The sequence below is a fragment of the Sphingobium sp. S6 genome, from assembly GCF_905120495.1.
Lineage (GTDB): Bacteria > Pseudomonadota > Alphaproteobacteria > Sphingomonadales > Sphingomonadaceae > Sphingobium > Sphingobium agri.
Genome location: NZ_CAJHOG010000001.1, coordinates 581,428 through 595,162 on the forward strand (window position 1 = coordinate 581,428; position 13,735 = coordinate 595,162).

Genomic DNA, 13,735 nt, shown 5'->3' on the forward strand with positions numbered 1-13,735 from the left:
ACCAGCGGAGACCAGCATGAGCGACTATGATTTCGACCTTTTTGTCATCGGCGCGGGTTCCGGCGGCGTCCGGGCGTCGCGCGTGGCGGCGGCGCATGGCGCCAAGGTCGCGGTCGCAGAGGAATATCGGGTCGGCGGCACCTGCGTCATTCGCGGCTGCGTGCCCAAGAAGCTGCTGATCTATGGCGCGCATTTTGCCGAGGATTTGAAGGACGCGCGGCGCTTTGGCTGGAGCGTCCCGGATTGCGACTTCGAATGGAAGGTGCTGCGTGACAATGTGCTGGCCGATGTGGATCGGCTGGAGGGCCTCTATCGCAATACGCTCGACAGTCATAAGGTCGAGCTGATTTCCGAGCGGGCGACCATCACCGGGCCACATTCGGTCAAGCTGGCAAGCGGCCGCGAAGTGACCGCGGAATATATATTGGTCGCGACAGGCGCCTGGCCTTCAGTGCCCGAACTGGAAGGCGCCGAACATGGCATCACGTCCAATGAAGCTTTCCACCTGGAGGATGCCCCCAAGCGGATGGTGATCGTTGGCGGGGGTTATATCGCCAATGAATTTGCGGGCATTTTCCATCAGCTTGGCAGCCATGTGACCATCGTCAACCGGTCCTCCACGCTGCTGCGGGGCTATGACGAGCAGATCCGCGACCGGCTACTCCAGATTTCCACGATGAAGGGCATCCAGTTCCGCTTCAATGCGGAAATGGAGCGGATCGAAAAGAATGACGACGGCACCCTGTGCATGCATTTCAGCAACGGCGATCCCATCCCCTGCGACACGGTGATGTTCGCCACGGGTCGCCAGCCGCATGTCGAGGGGCTGGGCCTCGAGAATGCGGGCGTCGAGTTGGACGACAAGGGCGCGATCAAGGTCGACGACTATAGCCGTACCAGTTGCGAGAGCATCTATGCCGTGGGCGACGTCACCAACCGCTTGCAGCTTACGCCGGTTGCCATTCGTGAGGGACATGCCTTTGCCGACACGGTGTTTGGCGATAATCCCCGGACCATTGATTATAATTGTGTGCCCTCGGCGGTGTTCAGCCATCCGCCGCTGGCTGGCGTGGGCCTCACCGAAGCTCAGGCGAAGAACAAGCTGGGCACCGTCAAGGTCTATACGTCCGACTTCCGGCCGATGAAGAATGTGCTCGCGGGGCGGGACGAGCGGGCGCTTTACAAGATGGTGGTAGACGCGACGACGAACCGGGTTGTCGGTCTGCACATGATCGGCCCGGATGCGCCGGAGATTTTGCAGGCCGCGGCCGTTGCGGTGAAGGCTGGCCTTACCAAGGAACAGTTCGATGACACGGTCGCGCTGCATCCCAGCATGGCAGAGGAACTTGTTCTGCTGAAGTGATCGATAGATTGCGAATAAGCGCCGCGCGTTAGCCGTTATCTGCAAAAGTTACGACAAGCGCGTCGCGCCACGCGGGCGAGCCTGGTTCGACCGCGTGAATCTCTGTCACACCATGCAGGATGCGGTGATCGTCGATCAGCACGCTGTCACCGGGCAAGGCCAGCGTGAACTCGCCAAGCGGCGTGCCATCAGGCGCACCTATCCGGGTGACGCCTTCGCTGACGTTGCGGCGCTCTATGAGCATGACGAATACCCAATCAACGCCGTCCCGATGCAGTCCTTCAGGCGTGGGCCGCCCGACGTCATCTTCGCACGTCTCGATACGGAACTGGTGCATTTCCGCGTGCCAGCGCTTTGAACCCGCCTGATCGAAGGCCGCTGCGCAAAAGGCGAGGATGGCCTGCATTACCGGACTATCGATCGTGTCCTGGTGAACCGGATCGAACCAGCGCTGCACATCGCCGTTCAAGGGGTTGTAGTCGCGGCTTTGAAAATGCGGCTGGTGCGGCTTGCGCGTGAAATGGCCCTCCCTCGCTTCGAAGGCCGCGTGACGGCGACGTCGGTAGCGGCCGCCGTCGGCCATGTAGAGATCAGGGCCCAGATCGTCCCAGCTTCGCGCGAACGCGTTCCATGCCACATCCCCGACGTTCAGTCTTGCGAGCATCTCCGGCCCGGCCACACGCGCAAAGCCACAGCTGGTGAGCTCTTCCTGAAGATCGCGCGTGTCGGAGGTCAGTTGATGCATGTGTCGCCTCTTAGGCGGCCGGGAAAGGGATCGACAGAGCCAGTTCGCACAAGCTGGGATGAACCGCGGTCGCCTCAGCCAATCCAATAGGGAACGATCTGCCGATTGTCCGGATCGACGCGAATAGGCCTGTCAGCGGGCGGAAAGGCGCGCTGGTCGCAGCTTTGGCGCGGGCAGAGGCGGCAGGTGATGCCGATCGGCGTGGCGGCACCTTCCATTTCAAGCTGAAGGCCGTCTGCATAGACGAAATTGGCTGCATGCGCGACTTCGCACCCCAGCACGACGGCGAAGCGGCGGGGGGTGCGCGAATAGCTGCCGGACGGCTTCACCAATCCCTTCGCCATTGAGACATAGCGCACTCCGTCCGGTGTCTCGCCGAGCTGGACGTTGATGCGGTCCGGGATGGCGACGGCTTCATGCACGTTCCAGAGCGGGCAGGCCCCGCCGAAACGCGCGAACTGGAGACGGGTGGCGCTGTGCCGCTTCGTGATATTGCCCGCCATGTCGACCCGGCAGAAGAAGAAGGGAATGCCGCGAAGGCCGGGCCGTTGGAGGGTCGAGAGGCGATGGCACGCCTGTTCGAAGCTGACCCCGAAGCGCCGCGCAAGCCGGTCGATATCATGGCGCACTTCCCGCGCAGCCGCCCGGAACTGGGCATAAGGCATCAGCAGCGCGCCGGCCGCATAATTGCCAAGCCCTATGGCAAGCAGCCGGTCGGCGCCTTCCACGGGCAGGGCCGCGCGATTGACCACATCCGCAATCACCGTCTGACCCTCCAGCATCATCAGCTGATGCGACAGCATGAACTTTCGGCTTTCCACTGGCAGGGCGGCGTTTATGAACAGGCGGCGATCATTGGATGAATAGGCACGCAGCGCGGAATCCGGTGTGTCGGCAATCAGCGTCTCGATGCCATGCCGCCGGGCGAGCGCTTCGACCAGCATTCCTTCGTCAAGAACCTGCCCGGCGGTGACGCTGGAGGCCATGTCCTCCGCCAGGCAATCGAGGACGTGGACATAATTGCCAGCCTCATGGAACCAGTCGCGCGCGGCCTCCCAGGGTAGGCGGGCCTGCACCTCATGATCGTTGGCGATCGCCTCCTCGATCATGTTGATACGTTCATTCGCACGCATATGAGCGTTGTAGAGGTCGAGATAGCGGGCGGCGAATTCGGGAAATTGCAGGTGCAGCTTCTCGATCCGCTCCGGGTCCATCAGTGGGCCGGGCAGCTCCGGGTGGGCCAGCGCATAAGTGAAAGCGCCGAGTAGTTGTTCCTCTTCCCGGCTGTCGAAGCTCGCCCAATCGGTCGGAAAGGCGCTGGCCACGGCTGCCTTGACCTTGGCCGTCAGGGGGCGGTCGTCATTTTCCAATTGGCTGAGATAAGAGACCGAAATACCCAAGGCCAAGGCCATCGTCGCCTGGTCCATGCGATGGTCCAGCCGCAGCTGCCGCAGCCGCGGACCTGCGAAAATGCGATTGCCTCTTGCCATGGGGCGCTCATAATTTGCGAAATCGTGATTTGCAAATTGGCAAATTTGCATTTGCGAAAAGCGTGAAAGATGGGAAAGGGGCAGCTGTAGTCATCCGTGCCGTCACCGGAGAGATATTCTATATGTCGAAGCTCGCTATCATCGAACAGCTGGAAGCCAAGCGCGAGGCCGCGCGCCTGGGCGGTGGCCAGCGCCGGATCGACGCGCAGCATGCCAAGGGCAAGCTGACCGCGCGGGAGCGTCTGGAAGTGCTGCTGGACGAGGACAGCTTTGAAGAGCTGGATATGTATGTCGAGCATAATTGCGTCGACTTCGGCATGAACGAGCAGCATATCCCGGGCGATGGCGTCGTCACGGGATCGGGTACGATCAACGGCCGTCTCGTGTTCGTCTTCAGCCAGGATTTCACCGTCTACGGCGGCGCCGTGTCGGAACGGCACGCGATGAAGATCTGCAAGATCATGGACATGGCGCTGAAGGTCGGCGCGCCCGTGATCGGCCTGAACGACTCCGGCGGCGCGCGCATTCAGGAAGGCGTGGCCTCGCTCGCCGGTTATGCTGAAATTTTCCAGCGCAACGTGCTTGCCTCGGGCGTTGTGCCGCAGATCAGCGTGATCATGGGTCCCTGTGCGGGCGGCGCGGTCTATTCGCCTGCGATGACCGACTTCATCTTCATGGTGAAGGATTCAAGCTTCATGTTCGTGACCGGCCCGGACGTGGTGAAGACGGTGACGAATGAGGTCGTGACCCAGGAGGAATTGGGCGGCGCGGTGACGCACACGACCAAGTCGGGCGTTGCGGATGTCGCGTTCGAAAATGACATCGAGGCGCTGCTCGCGGTGCGCGATTTCGTGGACTTCCTGCCTGCTTCGAACAAGGAGCCGGTGCCTGAGCGCCCGAGTGCCGATCCGTGGGATCGTATCGAGGAAAGCCTCGACACGCTGATCCCGGCGAATGCGAACCAGCCCTATGACATGCATGAACTGATCCGCAAGGTCGTGGACGAGGGCGACTTTTTCGAAGTGCAGCCCGCGCACGCAGGCAACATTCTGTGCGGTTTCGGCCGGATCGAGGGCAAGACGGTCGGCATCATCGCCAACCAGCCGATGGTATTGGCCGGGGTGCTGGACATCAACTCGTCCAAAAAGGCCGGTCGCTTCGTTCGTTTCTGCGATGCGTTCGAAATCCCGATCGTCACTTTCGTGGACGTGCCGGGCTTCCTTCCGGGTACGGCTCAGGAACATTCCGGCATCATCAAGCATGGCGCGAAGCTGCTGTTCGCCTATGCTGAAGCGACCGTGCCGAAGATCACCGTCATCACGCGCAAGGCCTATGGCGGTGCTTACGACGTGATGAGCTCAAAGCATCTGCGCGGCGATTTGAACTATGCCTGGCCGACCGCCGAGATCGCGGTCATGGGGGCGAAAGGCGCTGTGGAAATCATCTTCCGGGGCAAGACGCCCGACGAGATCGCCGAGAAGACGAAGGAATATGAAGACCGCTTTGCCAACCCCTTCGTGGCCGCGGGCAAGGGCTTCATCGACGAGGTTATCCAGCCGCACTCGACCCGCAAGCGGATCGCGCTTGGCTTGCGCAAGCTGCGCAACAAGGCGCTGGAGAATCCTTGGAAGAAGCACGACAACATTCCGCTTTAAACTAACGTCATGCCAGCGAAAGCTGGCATTTCGGGAGGCTGGTGGTCCGTTGAGGCATGAGATCCCAGCTTTCACTGGGATGACGAGAATAGATGGAACTAGTGATGAAACTCGGCCGCTTGAACCATATCGGCGTGGCCACGCCCTCGCTGGAAGCCAGCATCGCCTATTATCGCGATGTCATGGGTGCGACGAAGATCCATGAGCCCTTCGATTTGCCCGCGCAGGGCGTGAAGGTGTGCTTCGTGGATACGCCGGGCGAGAATGGCACTGAGGGCACCCAGATCGAACTGATCGAACCTTTGGGGGAGAATAGCCCGATCCATGGTTTCATCGCCAAGAACCCGGCGGGCGGCCAGCATCATATGTGCTATGAGGTGCCGGACATTCACGAGGCCAAGGCCTGGTTCGAAGGGCTGGGTAAGAAGGTGCTGGGCGAACCGCGCATCGGGGCGCATGGGACTTTGATCTTCTTCGTGCACCCCAAGGACATGAACGGGGTGCTGACCGAGATCATGGAGACGCCGAAAGGCAGTCACTGATTCGCCTCTCCCCTTCAGGGGAGAGGCAGCGAGACTTTGGACTGCGAAGCAGGCCTTTGTCGCAGCGGAGAGGGGCCTCCCCTCTCCAACTTCGGCTAGTCAGCCAGGCTGACAAGCCTGCGTATCCTCTCCCCTGAAGGGGCGAGGAAGGGAATGGGAACGATGACCGACAAGCCGACGCTGGATCAGTGGGCCGCCGCCTCCGCCAAGGAGGTAAAGGGCAAGGACCTGAACTGGGATACCCCGGAAGGGATCACCGTCAAGCCGCTCTATACGGCGGAGGACGTGACCGTCGATCCCGGCTTGCCGGGTTTTGCGCCGTTCACGCGCGGCGTGCGCGCTTCCATGTATGCGGGGCGCCCTTGGACCATCCGCCAATATGCGGGCTTTTCGACTGCCGAGGAGTCCAACGCCTTCTATCGCCGCAACCTGGCGGCGGGGCAGAAGGGGCTCAGCGTCGCCTTCGACCTTGCCACCCATCGCGGCTATGACAGCGATCATCCCCGCGTCGTCGGCGATGTCGGCAAGGCGGGCGTGGCGATCGACAGCGTCGAGGACATGAAGATCCTGTTCGATGGCATCCCGCTCGACCAGATGTCCGTGTCCATGACGATGAACGGCGCGGTGATCCCGATCCTGTCCTTCTTCATCGTTGCCGGCGAAGAGCAGGGCGTCGACCGCAAGCTGCTGGACGGAACCATTCAGAACGACATTCTGAAGGAGTTCATGGTCCGCAACACCTATATCTACCCGCCCGAACCGAGCATGCGGATCATCTCCGACATTTTCGGCTATACCAGCCGCGAGATGCCGAAGTTCAACAGCATCTCCATTTCCGGCTACCATATGCAGGAAGCTGGCGCGACGCAGGTGCAGGAACTGGCCTTCACCATCGCGGACGGTATCGAATATGTGAAATATGGCGTCGCGTCGGGGCTCGACATCGACAAGTTCGCGGGGCGTTTGAGCTTCTTCTTCGCGATCGGCATGAACTTCTTCATGGAAGTGGCGAAGCTGCGTGCCGCCCGCGTTCTGTGGCATCGCGCCATGACGAAGCTGGGCGCGCAGGACGAACGTAGCAAGATGCTGCGCACACACTGCCAGACTTCGGGCGTGTCGCTGACCGAGCAAGACCCCTATAACAACGTTATCCGCACCACCATCGAAGCGATGGCGGCGATGCTTGGCGGCACGCAGTCGCTGCACACCAACGCGCTGGATGAGGCGATTGCCCTCCCCACCGATTTTTCCGCACGTATCGCGCGCAACACGCAGATCGTGATCCAGGAAGAGACGGGGATGACGAAGGTCGTCGATCCTCTGGGCGGCAGCTATTATATCGAGGCGCTAACCCAGCAGCTGGTCAATGCCGCGCAGGAGATTATCGACCGCGTCGAGGGTGGGGGCGGTATGGCGAAGGCTGTGGCGGCAGGCTGGCCCAAGGCGATGATCGAGGAAGCGGCGGCTGCTCGCCAGGCGCGGGTCGATCGCGGTGAGGATGTCATCGTCGGCGTCAACAAATATCGCCTGGCGAACGAAGACCTGCTGGAAACGCTGGAGGTCGACAATAGCAAGGTGCGCGAGGCACAGATCGCCCGCATCAACAAGGTCAAGGCCGGGCGTGACGAGGCAAAGTGCCAGGCGGCGCTCCAGGCGCTGCGCGATGGTGCCGCGAAGCCGTCGAGCATCGATAACAACCTGCTCGCTTTGGCCGTGGAATGTGCCCGTGCGCGGGCCACGCTGGGGGAAATCTCCTCCGCGATGGAAGACAGCTTCGATCGCTATGGCACGGTCCCGACCCCGGTTAAGGGCGTTTATTCCAAACCTTATGCGCAGGACAGCCGCTGGAAACAGGTTCTTGACGGTGTGCAGGCCGTCGAGCGGCGCCTCGGCCGCAAGCCGAAACTACTCATCGCCAAGATGGGGCAGGACGGCCACGACCGGGGCGCCAACGTGATCGCGTCGGCTTTCGGGGACATGGGCTTTGACGTGGTATCGGGTCCGCTGTTCCAGACGCCTGAGGAGACCGTGGTGCTGGCGCTGGATAGCGGTGCCGATGTGGTCGGCGCCTCGTCGCTGGCCGCCGGGCACAAGACGCTCATCCCCGAGCTCATCAGGCAGCTTCGGGAAAAGGGCCGCAACGACATCAAGGTCATCGCGGGTGGCGTCATCCCGCCGCAGGACTATGACTATCTCCGTGACGCGGGCGTGCAGGGGATTTATGGACCCGGTTCCAATGTCGTGGAATGCGCCGCAGACGTGCTGCGCCTCCTCGGCCACAACATGCCCCCGGCGGGGCTGGAGGAAGCCGCTTGACCGAGATCACTCCTCGCACTGACTGGACTCGCGACGAAATCGGCGCGCTGTTCGACCTGCCCTTCAACGATTTGATGTTCGAGGCGCAGTCGATCCATCGCGCGAACTTTCCGCGCAATGAGGTCCAGCTATCGACCCTGCTGTCGATCAAGACCGGCGGTTGCCCGGAAGATTGCGGCTATTGCAGCCAGTCGACGGAAGCGGAAAGCGGCCTCAAAGCCACCAAATTGATGGACGTCCAGGCTGTGCTGCAGGCGGCGGCGCAGGCCAAGGACCATGGTTCAGGCCGTTTCTGCATGGGCGCAGCGTGGCGCAATCCCAAGGAACGGGACATGCCCAAGCTCATCGAGATGGTGAAGGGCGTGCGCCAGATGGGCATGGAAACCTGCATGACGCTGGGCATGCTGTCGTCCGATCAGGCAAAGCAACTCGCCGATGCGGGGCTCGATTACTATAATCACAACATCGATACCTCGCCGGAAAATTACGCGAACGTCATCACGACCCGGACATTCGAGGATCGCATCGAAACGCTGGAAAATGTGCGTTCGGCAGGGATCAATGTGTGCTGCGGCGGAATCGTCGGCATGGGCGAGACGCGGAGTGACCGGATCGGTTTCCTTCACGCGCTGGCGACCATGCCGCATCCCGAAAGCGTGCCGATCAATGCGCTGGTGCCGGTGGCCGGAACCGTGCTGGGCGATATGCTGAAGGACACGCCGCTCGCGAAGATCGACGAGGTGGAGTTCGTGCGGACCGTCGCCGTGGCGCGGATCGTGATGCCGCAATCGATGGTGCGCCTCTCGGCAGGTCGTGAGAGCATGAGCGAGGCCTGTCAGGCACTTTGCTTCATGGCGGGCGCGAACAGCATCTTTACCGGAGACAAGCTGCTGACAGCCGCCAATGCCGGTGACGACAAGGACAGCGCGCTGCTTTCAAAGCTCGGGATGACGCCGATGATGGCGCAACCGCACGGGCATCTGGAGGCGGCGGAATAGTTTCTCCTCATATGTCATGCTGAACCTGTTTCAGCAACCATCGGGCCTCCGCAGCCTTCAGCGTGAGAGGCGAAATGGAGCCTGAAACAAGTTCAGGGTGACGCCGAGGGACAGAGAAGAGTTAGCCCGACTGGGCAACACAATAGGACTGGGCAAGGACAGATAATGGCAATCACCAAGATCCTGATCGCGAACCGTGGCGAAATCGCGTGCCGCGTCATCCGCACCGCGCGGAAGATGGGCATCAAGACCGTTGCGGTCTATTCGGATGCGGACGCCCGTTCGCCCCATGTCCTGATGGCGGACGAAGCGGTGCACCTTGGCCCGCCGCCGGCCGCCCAGTCCTACCTGCTCGCGGACAAGATCATCGAAGCGTGCAAGCAGACCGGCGCTGACGCCGTGCACCCCGGCTACGGCTTTCTTTCGGAGCGCGAGAGCTTCCGCAAGGCGCTGGACGCCGAAGGCATCATCTTCGTTGGCCCCCCCGCCAACGCGATTGCGGCCATGGGCGACAAGATCGAATCCAAGAAGCTGGCAAAGGAAGCAGGCGTCAACGTCGTTCCGGGCTATGTCGGTGTGATCGAGGATACGGAACATGCCGTCCGCATCTCCAACGAGATCGGCTATCCGGTGATGATGAAGGCTTCGGCCGGCGGCGGCGGCAAGGGCATGCGCCTTGCTTATTCGGAGCAGGATGTTCGCGAGGGCTTCGAAGCGACGAAGCGCGAAGGCCTGAACAGCTTTGGCGATGACCGCGTGTTTATCGAAAAGTTCATCGAAAGCCCGCGCCACATCGAAATCCAGATCCTGGGCGACCAGCACGGCAATATCCTTTACTTGAACGAGCGCGAATGCTCGATCCAGCGCCGTCACCAGAAGGTGGTCGAGGAAGCGCCTTCGCCGTTCGTATCCCCTGAAATGCGCAAGAAGATGGGTGAGCAGTGCGTCGCGCTTGCCCGCGCCGTGGGCTATTTCAGCGCGGGTACGGTCGAACTGATCGTGTCGGGCGCGGACAAGACCGGCGATGGCTTCTACTTCCTAGAAATGAACACTCGCCTGCAGGTGGAGCATCCGGTCACGGAAGAAATCACCGGTCTCGACTTGGTCGAGCAGATGATCCGCGTTGCCAATGGCGAGGAACTGAGCTTCCGTCAGGAGGATGTGAAGATCAATGGCTGGGCGATCGAAAACCGCGTCTATGCAGAAGATCCCTATCGCGGCTTTCTGCCCTCCACCGGCCGCTTGATCCGCTACAATCCACCGGAAGCCGTGGACGGCGTGCGCGTTGATGACGGCGTAGTCGAGGGCGGCGAAGTGTCGATGTTCTACGACCCGATGATCGCCAAGCTGATCACCTGGGCGCCGACCCGTCTGGAGGCGATCGACAAGCAGATCGCCGCGCTCGACCAGTTCGAGATCGAAGGACCTGGCCACAATATCGATTTCGTGTCGGCGCTGATGCAGCATGAGCGTTTCCGTTCGGGCAACATCACCACCGGCTTCATCGCGGAGGAATATCCCGAAGGCTTCACTGGCGCTCCAGCTTCCGAAGCGCTCGTCAGGAAGCTGTCTGCGATCGGTGCGTTCGCTGCAATGGCACAGGCCGACCGTGCTCGTCGCATCGATGGCCAGCTTGGCAAGAAGCTGCGCGCGCCGACGGGCTGGCAGGTGAAGATCGGTGACGCGATCCATGATGTCGTGATCAGCGGCGACGATGTCACCGTCGATGGTGAAGCGATCGACATGGCACTGGAATATACGCCCGGTGATCGCCTGATCGAGGCCGAGTTTGGCGAGGAGTTGCTGGCGGTAAAGATCGCGCCGGTTCGCTCCGGCTTTGTCCTGACCGCTCATGGCGCCAGTCACAAACTGCGTATCCTGCCGGCCCATGCGGCGGTGCATGCCAAGCATATGATCGAAAAGATTCCGCCGGATCTGTCGCGCTTCCTGATCTGCCCGATGCCGGGCCTGCTCGTCTCCCTGAACGTCAAGGAAGGCGACAAGGTTGAGGCCGGTCAGCCCTTGGCCGTGATCGAAGCGATGAAGATGGAGAACATCCTGCGCGCGCAGAAGGCGGGTACGGTGAAGAGCGTGTCGGCGGCTCAGGGTGAGAGCCTGCCTGTGGACGCGATCATCCTGGAACTCGAATAGGGTTGGTGGTCATGGCGCGGCAGGGGCCATTTTCCTGCCGCGCTTTCCCGCCATTACGCACGCGCCAAAGGGGAGATGGGACCCGGGGTGAGCTTATCACGGCTCCCGCTGGTCCGCGTCTGGCAGTGGCCGCTGCTGCGATGTCCATCCGCTTGATCAAGGGTGGCTGAACCCTCGACGCTCGCAGATGATGCCGCTATCGCATCACCGATGACCAATTTTACTGCTCCGCTTCGCCTCCGCCTCGACGGGGGTGCGCTCGTAAATAATTGGCGATGGTTGCAACGGCGTAGCGGGACTGCGGCGTGCGGGGCGGCGATCAAAGCGGATGGCTACGGCACAGGCGCTGTGGAGGTCATGCGCCGCCTGCTCGATGCGGGATGCCGCGACTTCTTCGTATCGAGTTGGACAGAAGCGGCTTCGCTCGAACATATGTTGCAGGACGGAATCAACCTGTCCGTTTTCCACGGCGTGCGTGCCGAGGACATGGGTAGGGCACTTTCGTCAAGGGCTCGCCCGGTGCTCTGCACTGCCAATCAGATCGGACGTTGGAAAGCCGCTGGCGGCGGCCTTTGTGATGTGATGGTCGATACGGGCATGAACCGGCTCGGGCTCGACTGGCGGAGCGATGTCGCTGCACAAATGAGCGGGCTGTCGGTCGACACATTGCTCAGCCACTTGGCATCGGGCGACGAGGATACGGATCTTAGCGCGCAGCAACTTGAGCGATTCAGCAACTTGCGCGCTCATGTTCCAGCGCGTCGATATAGTCTCGCCAACAGCGCAGGCATCTGCCTGGGACAAGCCTATGCATTTGATCTGACACGTCCCGGGCTCGCGCTTTATGGCGGGATACCCCGGCCGGAGGCGTCAGAGGGAATCGCTCAAGTGGTCTTTCCGCAGGCGCAGGTGCTGCAACGGCGTTTTGTCCCTTCCGGAGACAGCATCGGCTATAACGCGACCCATCTCGCCAGGACGGACACGGAAATAGCCGTGCTTAACCTTGGCTATGCCGATGGTTATCTGCGCTGCTTCTCGGGGCGTGGCGTGGTCAGCGCTGGGGAAACGGACTTGCCTGTCGTGGGCCGCGTGTCGATGGACCTGATCGCTGTGGATGTCTCCGCGATGCCGTCGGTCAGGGAGGGGGACTGGCTGGACATCGATTATGACTTGCCCGCCGCTTCCGCTCTATCGGGCCTGTCGCAATATGAGTTGCTGACGAGCCTCGGTGCCCGTTTCGATCGGGTCTGGTTCTAGATGAGAACGGGCCGCCGTAGGTACGTCGGCGGCCTTATTCAGTTCAACGTTCGATGCACATGGCGACGCCCATGCCGCCCCCGACGCACAAGGTTGCAAGTCCCTTCTTCGCATCGCGCTTCTGCATCTCATACAGCAGCGTGGTCAGCACCCGGGCGCCGGACGCACCCACCGGATGGCCGATGGCGATTGCGCCGCCATTCACATTGACCTTGCCGGCGTCCCATCCCAGTTCCTGACCGACCGCCAGAGCTTGCGCGGCGAAGGCTTCATTGGCTTCGATCAGGTCGAGGTCGCCAAGTGACCAGCCCGCCTTGGCCAGAGCATTGCGGGTTGCCGGAGCGGGGCCGATGCCCATGATTGCGGGATCGACGCCGCAGGTCGCAAAGCTGGCGATGCGGCCCAGAATAGTGGCGCCGCGCTGAGCGGCATCGGCCGCGGTCATGAGAACCAGAGCGGCAGCACCGTCATTGATGCCACTGGCATTACCCGCAGTGACCGTGCCATCCTTCTTGAACGCGGGTCGCAAACTCTGCATCGCTTCGAGCGTCGCGCCAGCGCGGACATATTCGTCCGCATCGACGACAGTATCACCCTTTCGTCCCTTCACAGTGACGGGAACGATTTCATCCTTGAACCGGCCCGACGCGCGCGCGGCTTCGGCCTTGTTCTGGCTGGCGACGGCAAACTGGTCCTGCGTCTCGCGGCTGATCTGATATTTCTCCGCCAGATTTTCCGCCGTGACGCCCATGTGATAATTGTTGAACGCGTCCGTCAGGCCATCATGCGTCATCGTGTCGATCAGCGAGATCGGGCCCATCTTCGCGCCAGCCCGCAGATATTGGGCGTGCGGGGCGAGCGACATGCTTTCTTGTCCGCCTGCCACCATGATCCGGGCATCGCCGGCCTTGATCGCTTGTGCAGCCAGCGCCACGGCACGCAAACCCGATCCACACAGCTGGTTAAGGCCGATCGCCGTCCGCTCCACCGGAATGCCTGCGTTCACCGCAGCTTGACGCGCAGGGTTCTGACCTTGAGCGGCCGTCAGGATTTGGCCGAGGATAACCTCATCCACCTCTTCGGGCGCCACACCAGCCTGGCTCAGCGCCGCAACGATGGCGGTGCGTCCCAATTCATGTGCTGGCGTCGTGCCGAAGGCACCCATGAAGCTGCCCACGGCAGTACGCTTGGCGGCAGTGATGACGATGTCTGACACAA

The 13,735-nt window shown here is 61.6% G+C and carries 10 protein-coding genes; 7 read left to right on the forward strand and 3 right to left on the reverse strand.

What is annotated here, in order from left to right; all coding sequences use genetic code 11:
• Window positions 1–16 precede the first annotated feature (16 nt).
• Window positions 17–1,363 carry a glutathione-disulfide reductase gene (gene gor / locus SPHS8_RS02970; protein WP_201513880.1) on the forward strand — a complete coding sequence of 449 codons (1,347 nt, stop codon included), beginning with the start codon at window positions 17–19 and terminating at the stop codon, window positions 1,361–1,363.
• Window positions 1,364–1,391: 28 nt separating this feature from the next.
• Here gor and SPHS8_RS02975 read toward each other — a convergent pair whose 3' ends face one another.
• Both SPHS8_RS02975 and SPHS8_RS02980 read right to left on the reverse strand, forming a co-directional pair.
• The gene (locus tag SPHS8_RS02975) at window positions 1,392–2,108 is read right to left on the reverse strand and encodes a 2OG-Fe dioxygenase family protein (protein ID WP_201513881.1); all 717 of its coding nucleotides are present in this window, start codon (window positions 2,106–2,108) and stop codon (window positions 1,392–1,394) included.
• A 74-nt stretch (window positions 2,109–2,182) separates the two neighbouring features.
• Entirely contained in the window at window positions 2,183–3,598 is a 1,416-nt protein-coding gene (locus SPHS8_RS02980) for a helix-turn-helix domain-containing protein (RefSeq protein WP_097092769.1), read from the reverse strand.
• Window positions 3,599–3,720: 122 nt separating this feature from the next.
• Here SPHS8_RS02980 and SPHS8_RS02985 point away from each other — a divergent pair, with 122 nt between their 5' ends.
• The 6 genes from SPHS8_RS02985 to alr all read left to right on the forward strand — a co-directional run bounded on the left by SPHS8_RS02985 (window position 3,721) and on the right by alr (window position 12,517).
• A complete protein-coding gene (locus SPHS8_RS02985; protein WP_201513883.1) occupies window positions 3,721–5,253 on the forward strand; it encodes an acyl-CoA carboxylase subunit beta in 1,533 nt (510 codons plus the stop codon).
• A gap of 104 nt (window positions 5,254–5,357) precedes the next feature.
• Window positions 5,358–5,795: a methylmalonyl-CoA epimerase gene (gene mce / locus SPHS8_RS02990; protein ID WP_201513884.1), complete on the forward strand. Its 438-nt coding sequence runs from the start codon at window positions 5,358–5,360 to the stop codon at window positions 5,793–5,795.
• A 162-nt stretch (window positions 5,796–5,957) separates the two neighbouring features.
• On the forward strand, window positions 5,958–8,111 hold the full coding sequence (gene scpA / locus SPHS8_RS02995) for a methylmalonyl-CoA mutase (protein WP_201513887.1): 2,154 nt from the start codon (window positions 5,958–5,960) through the stop codon (window positions 8,109–8,111).
• Window positions 8,108–9,109 (forward strand): biotin synthase BioB, encoded by a 1,002-nt coding sequence (bioB, locus tag SPHS8_RS03000; RefSeq protein ID WP_201513889.1) that lies wholly within the window; start codon window positions 8,108–8,110, stop codon window positions 9,107–9,109. The genes scpA and bioB overlap by 4 nt, the downstream gene beginning before the upstream one ends.
• A gap of 165 nt (window positions 9,110–9,274) precedes the next feature.
• Entirely contained in the window at window positions 9,275–11,260 is a 1,986-nt protein-coding gene (locus SPHS8_RS03005; protein ID WP_201513891.1) for an acetyl-CoA carboxylase biotin carboxylase subunit, read from the forward strand.
• Window positions 11,261–11,470: 210 nt separating this feature from the next.
• Window positions 11,471–12,517, forward strand: a complete 1,047-nt coding sequence (gene alr / locus SPHS8_RS03010) for an alanine racemase (RefSeq protein ID WP_201513892.1) — start codon at window positions 11,471–11,473, stop codon at window positions 12,515–12,517.
• 43 nt (window positions 12,518–12,560) lie between these two features.
• On the opposite strand, the gene SPHS8_RS03015 is transcribed toward alr, so the two are convergent.
• Window positions 12,561–13,733 carry an acetyl-CoA C-acetyltransferase gene (locus SPHS8_RS03015; RefSeq protein ID WP_201513893.1) on the reverse strand — a complete coding sequence of 391 codons (1,173 nt, stop codon included), beginning with the start codon at window positions 13,731–13,733 and terminating at the stop codon, window positions 12,561–12,563.
• Window positions 13,734–13,735 lie beyond the last annotated feature (2 nt).

What these genes read in the sequence shown, in the direction of transcription:
- mce (WP_201513884.1), top strand. Translation starts at nt 5,358, where the DNA reads ATGAAACTCGGCCGCTTGAACCATATCGGCGTGGCCACGCCCTCGCTG.
- SPHS8_RS03005 (WP_201513891.1), top strand. Translation starts at nt 9,275, where the DNA reads ATGGCAATCACCAAGATCCTGATCGCGAACCGTGGCGAAATCGCGTGC.
- SPHS8_RS02975 (WP_201513881.1), bottom strand. Translation starts at nt 2,108, where the DNA reads ATGCATCAACTGACCTCCGACACGCGCGATCTTCAGGAAGAGCTCACC.
- SPHS8_RS02980 (WP_097092769.1), bottom strand. Translation starts at nt 3,598, where the DNA reads ATGGCAAGAGGCAATCGCATTTTCGCAGGTCCGCGGCTGCGGCAGCTG.
- gor (WP_201513880.1), top strand. Translation starts at nt 17, where the DNA reads ATGAGCGACTATGATTTCGACCTTTTTGTCATCGGCGCGGGTTCCGGC.
- scpA (WP_201513887.1), top strand. Translation starts at nt 5,958, where the DNA reads ATGACCGACAAGCCGACGCTGGATCAGTGGGCCGCCGCCTCCGCCAAG.
- SPHS8_RS02985 (WP_201513883.1), top strand. Translation starts at nt 3,721, where the DNA reads ATGTCGAAGCTCGCTATCATCGAACAGCTGGAAGCCAAGCGCGAGGCC.
- alr (WP_201513892.1), top strand. Translation starts at nt 11,471, where the DNA reads ATGACCAATTTTACTGCTCCGCTTCGCCTCCGCCTCGACGGGGGTGCG.